The 14599-nt window shown below is 68.1% G+C and carries 13 protein-coding genes and 1 pseudogene; 4 read left to right on the top strand and 10 right to left on the bottom strand.

The genetic code is table 11. From position 1 onward, the window contains the following. The first annotated feature begins 121 nt into the window (after positions 1–121). A complete protein-coding gene (locus tag IEZ21_RS25895; RefSeq protein WP_189324283.1) occupies positions 122–805 on the top strand; it encodes an NUDIX domain-containing protein in 684 nt (227 codons plus the stop codon). A gap of 64 nt (positions 806–869) precedes the next feature. After that, positions 870–1853, top strand: coding sequence for an aldo/keto reductase (locus tag IEZ21_RS25890; RefSeq protein WP_189324282.1), 984 nt, complete (start codon positions 870–872; stop codon positions 1851–1853). 217 nt (positions 1854–2070) lie between these two features. Here the strand turns inward: IEZ21_RS25890 and IEZ21_RS47060 are convergent, their stop codons facing one another. The 9 genes from IEZ21_RS47060 to IEZ21_RS25850 all read right to left on the bottom strand — a co-directional run bounded on the left by IEZ21_RS47060 (position 2071) and on the right by IEZ21_RS25850 (position 11308). Next, entirely contained in the window at positions 2071–2235 is a 165-nt protein-coding gene (locus tag IEZ21_RS47060; RefSeq protein ID WP_373302296.1) for a hypothetical protein, read from the bottom strand. Then, positions 2217–3611 carry a GH39 family glycosyl hydrolase gene (locus IEZ21_RS25885; RefSeq protein ID WP_373302301.1) on the bottom strand — a complete coding sequence of 465 codons (1395 nt, stop codon included), beginning with the start codon at positions 3609–3611 and terminating at the stop codon, positions 2217–2219. Before IEZ21_RS25885 ends, IEZ21_RS47060 begins: the two co-directional genes overlap by 19 nt. A 103-nt stretch (positions 3612–3714) precedes the next feature. Then, on the bottom strand, positions 3715–4515 hold the full coding sequence (locus IEZ21_RS25880; protein ID WP_189324280.1) for a polysaccharide deacetylase family protein: 801 nt from the start codon (positions 4513–4515) through the stop codon (positions 3715–3717). A gap of 24 nt (positions 4516–4539) precedes the next feature. Beyond that, entirely contained in the window at positions 4540–5679 is a 1140-nt protein-coding gene (locus IEZ21_RS25875; protein ID WP_189324279.1) for a GNAT family N-acetyltransferase, read from the bottom strand. 3 nt (positions 5680–5682) lie between these two features. Next, positions 5683–6738 carry a glycosyltransferase family 2 protein gene (locus IEZ21_RS25870; protein ID WP_189324278.1) on the bottom strand — a complete coding sequence of 352 codons (1056 nt, stop codon included), beginning with the start codon at positions 6736–6738 and terminating at the stop codon, positions 5683–5685. A gap of 1 nt (position 6739) precedes the next feature. Further along, positions 6740–7993, bottom strand: a complete 1254-nt coding sequence (locus IEZ21_RS25865) for a lipopolysaccharide biosynthesis protein (protein WP_189324277.1) — start codon at positions 7991–7993, stop codon at positions 6740–6742. A gap of 123 nt (positions 7994–8116) precedes the next feature. Further along, complete coding sequence (locus IEZ21_RS25860) at positions 8117–8536, bottom strand: hypothetical protein (RefSeq protein WP_189324276.1); 420 nt, start codon at positions 8534–8536, stop codon at positions 8117–8119. Next, positions 8533–10368, bottom strand: a complete 1836-nt coding sequence (locus IEZ21_RS25855; protein ID WP_189324275.1) for a glycosyltransferase — start codon at positions 10366–10368, stop codon at positions 8533–8535. Before IEZ21_RS25855 ends, IEZ21_RS25860 begins: the two co-directional genes overlap by 4 nt. 217 nt (positions 10369–10585) lie before the next feature. Continuing rightward, positions 10586–11308, bottom strand: a complete 723-nt coding sequence (locus tag IEZ21_RS25850) for a glycosyltransferase family 2 protein (protein ID WP_189324274.1) — start codon at positions 11306–11308, stop codon at positions 10586–10588. Between the two features lie 890 nt (positions 11309–12198). Between IEZ21_RS25850 and IEZ21_RS49135 the strand changes: the two are divergent. Beyond that, positions 12199–12658: pseudogene (locus IEZ21_RS49135) on the top strand (trehalase-like domain-containing protein); the annotation flags it as partial. 122 nt (positions 12659–12780) lie between these two features. Further along, on the top strand, positions 12781–13077 hold the full coding sequence (locus tag IEZ21_RS48640) for a glycoside hydrolase family 15 protein (RefSeq protein ID WP_213089361.1): 297 nt from the start codon (positions 12781–12783) through the stop codon (positions 13075–13077). On the opposite strand, the gene IEZ21_RS25835 is transcribed toward IEZ21_RS48640, so the two are convergent. Further along, positions 13069–14592 carry a tryptophan 7-halogenase gene (locus IEZ21_RS25835; RefSeq protein ID WP_189324378.1) on the bottom strand — a complete coding sequence of 508 codons (1524 nt, stop codon included), beginning with the start codon at positions 14590–14592 and terminating at the stop codon, positions 13069–13071. The two genes, IEZ21_RS48640 and IEZ21_RS25835, sit on opposite strands and share 9 nt — an antisense overlap. Positions 14593–14599: the final 7 nt, after the last annotated feature.

Genomic DNA, 14599 nt, shown 5'->3' with positions numbered 1-14599 from the left:
ACGGCCGTCCCGTTCACCGGCCGTCCCGTCCACCGGCCGTGCGCACATCGACGGCGGGAGGAGTGATAAAAGCAGACATGACCAACTCGCATGTCCTTCTCCGCCCCAGGCACGGTGCCCGATGACCGCCGGTATCGACACCCCGGACCGCCGCGGCCGCACCGGACTCGACCGGACCGGCCGCGACCTCACCGGCAATCCCCGCGTCAAGGTCCGGGACGTGAAACTGCTGTCCAGCCACTGGTACGTGGAACGCACCACGACCTTCGACTTCCAGCACGCCGACGGCACCTGGACCACCCAGGAGCGCGAGACCCACGACCGCGGCAACGGCGCCACGATGCTCCTCTACGACTCCGAACGCGAAACCGTCCTGCTCACCCGCCAGTTCCGCTTCCCGATCTACGTCAACGGCCACCCCGACGGCATGCTGACCGAAACCCCGGGCGGCTTGCTCGACGACGATGACGAGCACCCCGAGATCGCCGTACGCCGCGAGGTCGTGGAGGAGACCGGCCACACCATCGGCGACGTCCAGCACGTCTTCGACGTCTACATGAGCCCTGGCTCGGTCACCGAACGCGTCAGCTTCTACGCCGCCGCCTACGGCCCCGCGACCCACACCCACGAGGGCGGCGGCCTGGACGAGGAGGGCGAGGACATCGAGATCCTCGAACTGCCCTTCCACCGGGCCCTGGAGATGATCCGGACCGGGGAGATCGCCGACGCGAAGACGATCATGCTGCTGCAGTGGGCGGCGCTGGAGGGGCCGTTCGCCGACCGGCCCCGAAAGCCCTTGACTTGAAGTGCGCTTCAAGCTGAAGACTCCCGTTTGAGCCGGACCCACCGGCCGAACGGGAGGAACCACCGTGAAGTACCGCACCATAGGCACCGACCCGGCCACCCGCCGTGAGGTGAGCGTGTTCGCGCTCGGCGCGATGCTCTTCGGCTCGCGGACGGACGAGAAGACCTCCTTCGCCCTCCTCGATCGCTACGTCGAGGCCGGCGGCACCTTCATCGACACGTCCGACAACTACGCCTTCTGGGAGGACGGCGGCCAGGGCGGCCAGAGCGAGGAACTGCTCGGCCGCTGGCGGCGCAGCCGCGGCATCGGCGACGAGATCGTCATCGCCACCAAGCTCGGCGCCCGTCCGCTCGCTCCCGGCACCAGCTACGTCGACAACCCGGAGGGCCTGTCGGCGAAGGTGATCCGCGAGTCCGCCGAGCGCAGCCGTGAGCGGCTCGGGGTGGCGAAGCTGGACCTGCTGTACGCACACATCGACGACCCCACCGTTCCCCTCCAGGAGACCGTCGAGGGCTTCGCCGCCCTCGTCGGGGAGGGCACGGTCGGCCTACTCGGCGTGAGCAACCAGTCCGCCTGGCGCGTGGACCGCGCCCGCACCCTGGCCGCCGCGGCCGGGCTGCCCGGCTACGAGGTGCTCCAGTACGAGCACAGCTACCTGCGCCCCCGGACCGACCTGCCCAGCGGCCTGTTCCCCGACGGCACCCTTGGCGCGGTCGGCCCCGACATGCTCGGCTACCTGCGGGCCGAGCCCCGCCTGACCCTGGTCGCCTACTCGCCCCTGCTGAAGGGCGCCTACGTCCGCCCGGACAGGCTTCAGCCGGACTACGACCACCCGGGCACCCCCGCTCGGTTCACCGCCCTGCAAGAAGTCGCCCGCGAGACCGGCGCGACCGTCAACCAGGTGGTCCTCGCCTGGCTGCTGGGCGGCGAGCTTCCGGTCATCCCGCTTGTCGGGGCCTCGTCGATGGCGCAACTGGAGGAGAACCTGGCCGCCGTCGACCTGGAACTGACACCGGAGCAGCGGGCCCGGCTGGACGCGGCGCACTGAACGCACCGCGCACACCCACCGCCCGCGGTGATCAGGGACCGGCCGGCCTTCTGCAACGAGGCGGTCGACAACGTCGTGGACGGTGAGTGCTGAGTGCTGAGTGCTGAGTACTGAGTGCCTGGAACGGCCCGTCACGCCGTTCAGCGAAATGCTGCGCCCGAGGCGCTGACGGTCCGTTCCAGCGTGAAGCGCGTCGCATCGCGGGGAGCCTTGAGGCCTACTCCCGCGCGAAACGGTCGAGGAGCGCATCCAGTCCGGCCGCCAGCCTCTCTGGCCCGCCACGCTCGGCGAGCGCGGCGGCGGTCTCCCGCAGCCGGGGCAGCTCCTGGGCCGAGATCCGGTGATGCGGCGCCGCCGGGCTTCTCAGACACTGTCCAACCACAGCACCTCATAGGCGTCCATGTCGAAGGTCCGGCCCTCGATCTCGACCTGAAGAGCCCGGTCCTCGGTGTTGACGACAACGGTCGTCTCAGTGTCTGCGAGTATGCGCACGGTCGACGCGTCGTCGGATGTCACATCGACCGAGCGGTACGCCGTACCGGGTGGGAACTCCGCATGGAACCGTCGTACGAGGTCCAGCATGGGGAGCGTGTCGCCGCCGGTCCTGTCGGCGAACTCGGTGCTACGCCACAGGCATCCGGCGCACCGCTCGCCCCGGCGCTGAGGGTTCCAGTAGAAGCCGGTGGTGGCGCCACCCCTCACCACGGCGATCATTCCGGCGGCTTGCACAGCCTTGCGGTGCGGCTCGCTCCAACGGTCGCCGTTGGGTTCGACGTGGTACTCGGCCCACCACAGGGGCAGGTCGGTGCGTTCCTGAACCCATTGACCGACGGCGGTGAACTTGTCCGTGGCCCGGAACTCATTGGGCGGTGTTTCGTCGTGGTGGGTGTAGCTGGAGCCGTCCACGACAACGAAGTCGGCTCCGGACTTGTGCTTGTTCCAGTAGTCGAAGGCGTCGAGCACGCGTTGATCGACGCTGCCCCACGGGCCCTTGAGGCCGGAGGCGTGCGTCGTACTGCCGGGCTCGAAGCTGTCCATGTTCAGATACGGCCCGCCCACCAGGTTGTCTTTGTTCACTGTCTTCAGGGCCTGACGAACCTGGTTGTAGAGCTGGGTATAGCCCTCGTAGTTCCAGCGCTGCTTGGAGTCGTCGAAGAAACCCTTGAACTCGTTCCAGACGATGAAGTGCCGTACGTCTGGATAACGTTGGGCGACGGTGGCCGCGAGGGCGGCGAAGTCGTCGTAGTGCTCAGGGCTCGGTGCCGTCTCCAGGGATGGCCGGGACCAGTCCGTGCGGCCCGGCGTGCCGCCCTTCATCCAGTCCGGCGCGCAGCACAGCGTGATGACGGGCGTGCCGCCGGTCGCTCGGATGAGGTCCATACGGCTGTCCAGGGCGGCGAAATCGTATCGGCCCGGCGAGGGCTCGGGGTTGTCGGCGCCCCAGCCCATGATGTGCTGGTTCTGGGGCAGCGATTCGGCGGAGAGAGCCTTTCGTGCCCTTTCCGTGGCGGCGGGGTCTCCCACGTCGGCGCTGTATTGGGTGTGGGTGAGGCCCCAGCCGAGCGAGGGTTCCGGCGTTCCGCCGACTGGGGCGGGCGTGCCGTGCACCTTGTCGCCCCGGGCTGGGCCCGACGTGCCCCCGCCGAGGCCAAGGGGGCCGGTCCATAGGGAGACGATGAACGCGAGCGCGGCGGTGACCACTGCGAGAGAGGCGATCCGCCACCGACGCGACCCTCGATCCCCCGCGGGGCGTTCCAGCAGCAAGCGCCCTGGAGGGGCCCGGCGCGACCTCTTCGGCTTCCCGCGCCCGCCCCAGGTGCTGCGGTGCCGCCCATTGGGCGAAGCCCATTCCTTCGCGGTGTCAGGCACGGGTTCGTGCCGCCTTTCGCATCAGCCGACGGGATCCGCGGACCAGTGCGTACCCCTTCGTCAGTGCCCGGTCCGCGGCAAAGGCGCGACCGATGGCCCGTCCTTCGACCAGTCGCGCGAACTCCTTGGGCCCCGTGCGACGCCGCACGGTCACTCGCCGCAGAGCAAAAGGGCCCTGACGGGGACTGGCCAGAGTGTTGCCCACCGCCACCGACTGGGCGAAGCCGGCCATTCGCACCTCCTGCCGCACCCGGCGGTCGCAGTAGCCGTACGGGTAGGCGAAGGAAAAGGGCGGAGAGCCGGTCTGCTCGGCGATGACTTCTTGGCAGCGTGCCACCTCATAGCGCAACTCGCTGTCGGGGAGCTGGTCCAGCTGTGGGTGGCTGTGGCTGTGTCCGCCGATCTCCGCACCCGCCGCTGCGAGTTCGCGCACCTCTTCCCAGCCGAGCATGGTGTCCAGTGCTGCGCCGTGGATCTCGTGCGGGCCGCGAAGCCAGCCAGTGGTGACGAACACCGTCGCTGCGAAGCCGAGTTCGCGGAGGACGGGCAGGGCGTAGCGATGCACTCCCCGGTACCCGTCGTCGAAGGTGATCAGCACGGGGTCCTGCGGCAGGGGCGGCCCTCCGCGCCAGGCGGCCGCCAGGCGGGCCGTGGTCAGCGGCGTGAATCCGCGTTCTGCGAGCAGCCGCATCTGGCCCGCGAACGCCTCCGGCGAGACGGACAGGGCGCGGATCGACGAGGCTGGTTCGTGCGCGACCGCGTGGTACATCAGGATGGGTACGGGGCGTGTCATCTGAGGCTCCCTCGCAACAGTGATTCAAGGATTCGGGCAGTGTTCTTGAACATGTGTTGCTTTCTGCCGCTCGCGGAGTTTCCCGACGCCCTTCAAGAGCCGGTCGGCACGCCCGAACAGTTCCGGTCGCGAGACGATGGTGTTGCGCAGGACCCGTACCGGAGCGCGACGCGCCCGATGGGCGAGGGCGACTGGATGCCGACGGGTCACCCAGCCTTCGGACACACTGAGTTCACGCGTCTTGAGGGAGTGCTTGTACTCTTTGTCGCCACGCCCCAGATCCAGGTACGCGATTCCGTCCGCTGCCGCAGCCTCCGCCATGTGCAGATGGAGGATCAGGCCCGGCGAGAACTTCGAGAACGCAGGGTCGTACGCCGGGAACCAGCAGGCCAGCACAGACTCGGAGCGCAGCCCGAAGTGCGCGGCGATCGGCCTGCCGTCCGCGTAGAGCACCGACAGGATCCCCGCGAACGGCTCGGAGTGGGTGTGGAACAGCTGGTGCACGAGTTGGCTGATCCAGGGGTGCGCGAACCGGTCACTGCGACCGGTCCTGCGGTACTGCGCCGACTTCCACTCCATCAGCGTGCGCAGTGCTGCGGGGTCGCGCTCGTCGTGCACATAGTGAACGTCGGCGTACTCCCGCCCGAGCTTGCGTTCCTTGGCGAGTGTGGTCCGCGTGAACTTCGGTGACTGGGTGCGCAATCGGGCCAGGTAGGCCTCCCAGCCCTCCTCCACGTCGATCACGGGCGAGGGGAAGCTGCCCGTGGCCGACTGCTCGAACGGCTGCTGCCCCGACGCGAGATGGTCGAACTCCCAGACGGCGAGGCCGCAGGCCGCCAGCAACTCGTGCGCATCCCACTGGAAACCGGGCCCGTGCACGAGACCCTGGCAGTCGGACAGGCCGAGGCCGATCGCGCGGCCGGCCCCGGCAGGGGTGCGCTGGTACGGAAAGAACGCCGTTGGCTCGCCGCATGGACTCTCTTCCCGAATCACGGCGACACGCACCCCGCGCCTGCAGCGGCCGACTGCCAGGGTGAACTCGGGGGAGAGGAAGGGATTCGCCATTTGGGGCCGGCCACGAAGATGTGCCTCCGACTGCATCGTCGTCCAAGCCGTCCGGGTGGCGGCGGTCAGCTCGTCGGGCCGGTACACGCTGACGTCCATGATTCACATCCTTCTCTGTGCTGCCTCAGCCGGGAGGCCCGTGTTCTGGCCTGTGCCTGCCGGGGACGGCACTTCCGCGACCCGGAAGAGAGAGTCGTTTCTGCGGGCTTGGAACGCGCCGACTGCGTATCCCGTTGCTGCGGTCACCACTCCGGTCACGATCGCTCCCGCGCGGCCCGCGCCTCCCCGGCGCCCCAGCAGCGCGTCGCGTAGCCCGCGCGCCACCCCGGCGGGGAGTACCTGCGTGGTGTAGCGGCGTTCGGACTCCAGACCCTTGCCCACGCCTACGCGGCGGGTGACCAGGGCTTTCGACAGGCCCTCGGCGTAGGTACGGCTACGGAAGTAGTCGAAGCGTTCCCGGGCGGCGGGCACCTTGTGGTGAATGACCGCGCGATGCTCGATGAGCAGCACCGCGTCCGGCCTGGCCCGGGTCAGCCGGATGCAGAACTCGGTTTCCTCGCAGCCCAGCGGGTGCTTGTCGCCGTCGCGGCCGAGGCCGACGGCGAAGCCGCCGGCCTCGTCGAAGGCCGTTCGACGGAAGGAGGAGTTTCCACCCAGTACGTTACGGACCGGCGCCCGTCCTTCCGGAAGGCCCTTGTATGCGCAGCCGACGACCCAGTCGAACTCTGCGGGAAACCAGACGGGACGGTGTCCGGAGGCCCACCGCGGGACCGTGTGGCCGCCCACCCCCATCACCAGCGGATCGGCGTACGCCGACGCCATGTGCCGCAGCCAGTCTCGTTCTGCCACTGCGTCATCGTCGAGGAAAGCGACGACCGTGCCCTGGGACGCCGCGATCCCCGTGTTACGGCCCGCGGACAGACCCGGGGGGCCCGTGTTGGCAAGGACCCGGACCGCCGGCCCGGGGCCCTTGAGGTCGTCGTACTGCTTGTACTCGTTTCCGAGCCGGTCGAGCAGTGCCAGATTGTGGTCGACGACCAGCAGCGTCTCCAGGGCCGGCAAGGACTGCTCTCGTACCGAGTCCACGGCAGCGAGGATGTCCTCCCACCGGTCCTCGGTATACACGCAGACCACCACGGAGATATCGGTACGGGGCACGTCACTCCTCCTTTTCTCTCGCAGCCTGGGGCAGCCACCGCGACCGCCGGACCAGCAGGTAGAGGGCGAGCAGACACTGGGCTACGAGCCAGGCGACGCCTCCTCCGGTCAGACCCAGGACCGGCAGCAGGACCGAGGACAGGCCCAGCACCAGGACGCACAGGGCCAGTTGCACCCCGACCACCAGGCGCAGTTTCCGGCGCATGCGTGCCACGTCGACGGCCAGACTCACGAGGAGGTTCGGCAGCGCCGACAGGGCCAGCAGCCGCAACAGAGTGGTTCCGTGCTCCGCGTACTCCGGCCCGAAGAAGGCGAGGAATGCCGGCGCCGCGACGATGATGGCGGCGGCGCCCGCGGCCATCAGCAGCGCCGAGTGGCGCAGCACTCGGAGCGCGTGCTGCGCCAACTGTCCGGGAGCATGCGCCGCCTCGACGATCAGGGAACTCCCCATGTTGGTCGCGAGCAGGTAGGGAACGTAGCCGACGATCCAGGCGAGCGAGTAATAGGCACTCTGTGCCGGTCCCAGGGTGTTCAGCACCACAAGGGGCAGCAGGCTGTACGCAGCCATCCGGAACAGTGAGCCGACATAGTCCGCGGTCGCGTATCCGACCAGGCGGGGTGGGCGTGCCGCCTCCGGGGCTTCCGTCTCGTGGCGGGGTACCGCACGGCGCAGCAGAAAGGCGTTGGCCACGAGGAGAGCCACCACCAGAGCTCCGGCCCAGGAGATCAGGATGCCCGCGAAGAGCGTCAGGGCGGCACCCACGGCCAGCAGGAGGATTTTCACCACCGCGAAGATCATGTTTTCTGCCACCACCCAGCCCGGGTGCCGCAGACCGGTCAGGGCGCCGTCCTGGAGGGCGAAAATGGCGTAGGCCGCCGTGTATGCCACGAAGAACATGCTGGTGACCGGGGTGAGGAGGAAGTCCAGGCGGGGGTTGAGCGTCGGCACCAGCAGGAGGAATCCCACGGAGACCAGCACGCTGCACAGAACGCTGGCCAGGTAGCAGACGAGCACCAGGTGGCGGGTGTGGCGCCCGGCGGACGGCATAAAGCGCACCAGGAAGTCGGAGAGGTTGAGCTGTCCGATGGTCGAGAGCAGCGTGGCGGCAGAGATGGTGGCGTAGTTGAGGCCCACTGTCCTGTCGTCGTACCAGTGGGTGGCGAACACCCAGAAGACGGCTCCCAGTACGGCGTTGACGATGGAGCTCATGGCAAGCAGATGGCCGTTGCGCAGTAGCGGCTCGCGGGGCAGCACCGCGGAGACCCTCGCCCGGACCGCTGCTGGGAAGGGGCGTCCAGCGGCGCACGGGGAGGGGGCGGTCGCCGTTTCTGCCGTTCGTGTCGGCGGAGATGTGTGCGGTGCGTGCACGACTACTCCTCAATCCCTGTCGCTGTCGTCGTGGCCGAGGCGCGGACGACTTGAGGGGACCGGCGTGAATCGCTTGATACCTCGAGGGCGGGGGAGAGTGGAAGCCAGCGCCGCGACCGATGTGAGGCCCGCAAGGACCAGCAGGGCCCGTACGGGGGTGAATGCGTGGCCCAGGAAAAGCGCCTCCGCCACAAGCACCGAGATGGCCAGACTGATGGCTCCGGTGACGACGGCGGCCTCCAGGATGCCCACCCGCCCGGCCTCAGGGGCCAGGACTCGGCCGGTACACAGCAGCACGGCAGCCAGTCCCGGGCAGACGAGGAGGAAGGCGGCGACTATCACCACCCGTGCCGCGGATGACTCCGGGAGCGCGGTCGCGGCAAGGGCGATCCACCCGGAAACAACAATCCCCCATCGCAGCCGGATCATCCCGGCCTCCCTTCCCGCGGTGGGTCAAACCGGTACACGACCGCGTCATCGTTGCGGTACACCACAGTGAAGTCAGTTGCCTCCGCCAGCGCGGATTCCAGTCGCCCCACGAAGCCGGCGGGCAGCTCATTGCTCAGGCGCAAGTCCGCGGTTTGCGCGCGGTTGAGGAGGACGTATGCCGGCTTGTTCCCCGCTCTCCCGACGAGCGGCTCCAGGCCGGCCAGCGGATCCCTCAGCAGGAGCCGTTTCGTGCTCGGACTCTCCTCGATGATCTCAGCGCGTTCGTGCCGGTCGTAGTGCGTCTCGAGGCCGGGGACGGCGAAGGTGACCGAAATGATCAGCGACCCGGTCGGTGTCCTGGTGGTCGCGAACCGGGTGGCAGCGACCTCATCGGAGGAGAAGCGGTTCATCGCCTCCTTGCTGTAGTAGCCGAACACCAGGCTCCCGATCATGGCCAGCAACAAGACGTAGACGCCAAGCATCCGGGCCGGCAGGCGGCGTCCCCCGGACGGCAACAGCAGCGCGGTGACAAGAAGGGCGGCGGCGGGCAGCGCGAACATGTAGGCCCGGAAGACCATTTCCCCTCCGTAAGCGTTCACCATCACCAACGGAAAGGGGAACAGCATGAGCCACGGCAGGGGAGTGCGCCGAGTCCAGCCGCGCGCCGCGAGGCCGATGACGGCCAGCAGAAGCACGCTCCCCGACAGCCCTCGCTCGATCCAGGACACCATGACCTGGCTCGGCGCTGCCTCGGCGAGCCTGCTCACACCGGACCAGATGTTGGCCTCGGGCTGTGTGAGTGCGTCGAGGAAGCTGTGGAGGTTCCCCGATACGTACGGCCTCGCCACGGTCGCGTCCCAGGCCATGGTGAGCACGACCGCCCCGCCCAGTGCCGGCAGCGTCACCCGCCTGTTGCGCCGTGGCAGCGAGAGCAGCAGCAGGGCGCTGATCAACATCAGGGGGGTGAGCTGGTGGGAGCAGACGATGGCGGCTTCGATCACCAGTACCAGGGTCAATCGGCCCACGGGCCAGCCCTCACGTGGCGCTCGCGTGCCTGGCGATCCGGACGAGGGTAGTTGCCTCACAACAAGAGCGACCACGCTCGCGAACAGAAGGAAGGTGAAGGCCTGGGGTGCGAAGTAGTCCTGCCCCACCCAGGAACAGGAGTAGTAGATCCAGACGGCTCCCCAGATCAGTCGCCGGTTGGAGGTGATCGACCGGTAGATCAGCAGGAGCGGGCCGAGCAGCACTACGTTGGCAAGCAGTTGGGCCCAGACCGCGTATCCCACGGCTGACTCCAGACCAGTGGCCCGGAGGAGCGACGCGTTGAGCTCGAAGAATCCCGGCCACTGGTTGTAGATGGTGAAGCCGCCGGCGTCTGGTACCTCGCCGTTGTGCCGGACCATCGCGTCGATGACGGCCACGTGCTTCCACGCCCATGAGTAACGCAGCTCTTGATACAGCAGCGGAGGGGTCGCGTGGAGGACCGCGACCAGGGCGAGCACGTATGCCGCGAAGCATCCGTGAGGAGTCCGCCGATCACCCGCCGCGACACAGAAGCCAAGGGTGAGCAGGGCCAGCGCCACCCAGAAGAGCACAGGCAGGACCTGCAGCAGCCCGAGGTCCCCCATCCGGTCCAGGCGCACACCGCGGAGCGACAGCAGCCACGCGGCGACCGAAGCGGGCAGTATGCCGAGTGCGGTGAGGGCACCGGGGCCCAGCCGTCGCCACCGGGACCAGCCGGGCGAAGAGGGCTCGGGAGCCGGACCGGGTGGCGCGTGCGGCGAGGTGCTGTGTCCGGAGTACGAGGACGCAGCGTAAGCCCCAGCCAACGCAGTTCCGAGGGCTGCGCGAGGATACCGTCCGTTCACCGATGACTCCGGCGGAGCGCCTTGACTGACGTAGTGGGGGCGACTCATCGGCCTCACCAATATTCCGTGGGCGGCGACGGTGGCTGCACCGGATCGTCCGGCAGGACCGGTGCGCAGCAGCAGCTCGGCAGCACAGGGCGCAGCCAACTACGAGACCAGAACAGGCGGTTGGCGGAGCTCACGCGGTGCTCCGCCGGGCAGGTGCCGACCGTGGGCCGGGCCGCTCGGAGAGCAGCGTATGCAGCACCCGCCGACCGTCGGATATAGCGTGCAGATTCGAACGACCGCTGCGGCGAGGCAGTTCAAGGCTGGGCACTTCGGTGATGCGAAGACCGGAGCGCAGCGCGTGCGCGATCATCTCGGTCTCGATCTCGAATCCCGAGGAGTGCAGGTCGAGGTCCTCCAGGAAGCTGCGGCGGAAGGCGCAGAATCCGTAGCAAAGGTCGGTCAGTGAGGTGTGGTACAGGTGGTTCACGGCGGCCAGCAGAACCTGATTGCCCAGGCGCCTGATGGGTGTGATGTCGAGTGAGCCGCCGCCGGCCATGAATCGTGAGCCCTTCACAAAGTCGTAGCCGTTGTCCAGGAAATGCAGGAAATGCGGGATCTCCCCGGGCAGCATGCTGCCGTCCGCGTCGATCATCACGATGTAGTCGCAGGTCGCGGCAAGGAAGCCGGTGCGCAGGGCGCTGCCCTTGCCAGGGCCGCTCTGCTCGACGTGGCGGACGGTGGGCAGGCAGTGCTGCGCCATGTGCACCGTGGCGTCTCTGGAGTCGCCGTCGACCAGGATGACCTCGTCGACGCAGTCCGGGATCTGTTCGAAGACCCAGGGGATGTTGGGCGCCTCATTTCGGGCGGGTACAACGAGGCTCACGGTGGCGCGACGTGACATGACTCTGGACATGTTGAACTCCTCACGAAATCGAGAGGGTTTCCGAATCTGTGGGGTTGTCGAATTCGTTGGCACGACCTTCGCGAGGAGAGCAGGCGAAAGGTAGCCCCGTAATCTCGGGGCTTGACAATCTCCCCCTTGCTTGTTCCTCTCGGAATCCGCCACCCGCCATGCCCGTTCAGGCAGGCGCACCGGAGCCTGTGCCCTGCCGAACCCCCTGGTCGACGTGCTGCGCTGGTGCTCGGTGGGCCGCAGATTGATGCATGTTAGAAGAGCGGTGGTTGTGCAGGTTCTCGTGGAGAGCGGGACAGGGAATCAGCGGGCGAGAGGTGAGCGGTGATGGAGCAGGGCGATTGCAAAGCCTGATGATCTTGGGTGGGTGCTGGTCGACTGAGCCCGAGGAGGGCCAGTGGCCGCTCGAAGGGGCGGAGGGGCATTTCGCGGAGTCCGGCGGCGATGTTGGTGTGGCCGCCGGCGCGGAGCTGGGTGATGGCGAAGCTGCGGAGGGTGGCCATGTTCTCCGGCCCGTGTCCGGTGCGGACCTTGGAGGCGTCCTCACGGAAGGCGGTGTCCCGCACGAAGTGGAGCCGGTTTTCGATCACCCACTGCCACCCACTGCGACCTCACGATCTTCGCGATCCGCTCGGGGGAGGCCTGGGACGCCACAGGGGGGAGCCGGGGTGCCGCGAGCCGTGGGCAGCAAGCCGATCCGTCGCACGCCGTAGCGGGTGTGAGACCACACGTGCCGGAAATCGGCTCGCCAATCGGGACATCGGTGCGTCCTGCCGAAAGAACTGAATGCCCTTCTATCTCACCTTTAACACAGCACCAGGATCCAGTCAATGAAAATTTTCCCTTTCAAGCTTTTCCCGTTCTGCGCCTCATCTCCTGGAATTCTTGTCATGGCAGGGCGAATCGAGGACTACGCCCTCATCGGAGACCTTGAGGCGGCCGCTCTGGTCGGCAGGGACGGGGCGATCGACTGGATGTGCCTGCCGCGATTCGATTCCCCCGCCTGTTTCGCCGCACTCCTCGGCGGTGAGGACAACGGCCGGTGGCGGATCGCCCGGCTGCCGTTGGCTCACGGCTGTGTGACCACCGGGCCTACCGGGGTGACACGCTGATCCTGGACACGGTCTGGTAGACGGCGGACGGTGCCGTGCGCGTGACCGACCTCATGCCTCCCCGCCAGGGGATTCCACGTCTCGTACGCCTGGTGGAAGGGCTGGCGGGCCGGGTCGAGATGTGCGGGGAACTGCGGCTGCGGTTCCTCAACGGACGTGTGGTGCCATGGACTCGGGCGTCGACCCGCACACAGTGTCCGCGGTCACCGGACCGGACTCCGTCCTCCTGAGATGCGACGGAATTCCGCTGTGCGACGACGATGACGTGTGTTTCTCCGTCAGCAATTCCTGTATTCGCTCGCAGTTCACACTCTCGGCCGGACAGCGAAGACATTCGTCCTCGACTGGAGCCCCTCTCGCTTGCCGTCGAGTCCGTGCGGGGACACCACCGAACTCCTGGCCGAGACGCAGGAATTCTGGCAGCAGTGGACAGTGAAATTCACCTATCAAGGACCTTGGCGGGAAACTGTGCTCCGGTCCCTCATCACACTCAAGGCGCTTATTGACGTCGGCCTGCTCTCGGAGGAGTGGGACCCGGTCGCCCACCGCCAACTCGGCAACACCCCACAGGCCTTCAGCCACGTCGGCCTCGTCAACACCGCCTTCGCCCTGCACGGCACGCGCAACGAGGCGCGGCGAAGGCAGGGATCACCGTGAGACCGGATCCGCCCAGGCGAGGCCGTCCTCTGTGGCGACCAGGCCGCCGGGACTCAGGGGTTCCTCGTCCTCCAGTGGGCCGCCGAAGACGCCTCGTTCCTGCAGGACCGCGCCTTCCTGGAACACCTGACGGATCGTGGCGGACTCGAAGAGGGGGTTGCGCAGGCCGTCGGAGTCCGGGAGGCGGCCCACCGCCTGGTCGAGGGCCGAGGAGGTCGCCGCCAGGCGGGTGTCCGCCTGCCCGGGACCGGTGAGCGACGTGTCGCCGGACGCCAGGCCGCCCACCAGCTCGACGAACGCCTCCAGTTCCGTGGCGCCGACATTGGTGACCTTGCGTGCCTTCCAGAAGTACGACCGCTCGTCCTGGTGCATGTCGTAGAAGGAGACCAGGAACTCGTAGAACAGGCCGTACTCGTGGCGATAGCGGGCCTCGAACTCGTCGAAGCAGCGGTCTTCGTCCAGAGTCCCGGCGGTTCCGGCGGTTCCGGCGAGGATGCTGTTGATCGATCGTGCCGCGAGCAGGGCGCCATACGTGGCGAGGTGCACACCGGAGGACAGGACAGGGTCGACGAAGCACGCCGCGTCACCGGTCAGCACCATGCCGGGCCTCCACAGCCGGGGCTTCCAGTACGACCAGTCCCTGCGGACCCGGACCTGGTCGTACGGTGCCTCGGTCGCCTGCGGGACCCCGTCGAGGAAGGCCCGGACTTCGGTGCACGAGTCGATCAGGCGGCGCCATGCCGCCGCCGGGTCCCGCTGGATCGCCGCCGCGTTCTCCCGGCTCACCACCGCGCCCACGCTCGTCAGGTCGTCCCGGAGCGGGATGTACCAGATCCAGCCCTCGTCGAAGGCGGCGCAGAAGATGTTGCCGTCGTTCGGCGCCGGGAGGCGCTTGCCGCCGGCGAAGTAGCCGAACACCGCGATGTTCCGGAAGAAGTCGGAGTACGTCCGCTTCCCGCCGACGTGCGTGTGGATCCTGCTGCCGTTGCCGGAGGCGTCCACGACGTACCGGGCCCTCGCCTCGCGTGTCCCGCCGTCCGGGCCGGTCCAGCTCACGCCGCGGACCCGCTCCTCGTCGGCGAGCACGGTCGTGACGCGGCAGCCTTCCCGTACGTCCACGCCGACGCGGCGGGCGTTGTCCAGGAGGATCGCGTCGAACCGGGACCGTTCGACCTGGTAGGCGAACGAGGTCGGATCGGCCAGCCGGGGCGACAGCGCGAAGGAGAACTGCCATGGGTCCCGGTTCCGTCCCCAGCGGAAGGTGCCGCCGCGCTTGAGCTTGAAGCCCGCCCGTGCCATCTCGTCCTCGACGCCCAGGATGCGGCACACGCCGTGCACGGTGGAGGGGAGCAGCGACTCCCCGATCTGGTACCTGGGGAACGTGTGCTGCTCGACGAGGAGGACGCGGTGGCCCCGCATGGCGACGGCTGCCGAGACCGTCGCTCCGGCCGGACCGCCTCCGACGACGATGACGTCGTACTCCTCCGTGTGCTTCTGCTCCGTGTTCCTCTCCATGTGCTTC

The organism is Streptomyces flaveus, from assembly GCF_014647675.1.
In the GTDB taxonomy this organism is placed as follows: Bacteria; Actinomycetota; Actinomycetes; order Streptomycetales; family Streptomycetaceae; genus Streptomyces; species Streptomyces flaveus.
This window is presented reverse-complemented; position numbering and strand designations above follow the sequence as displayed.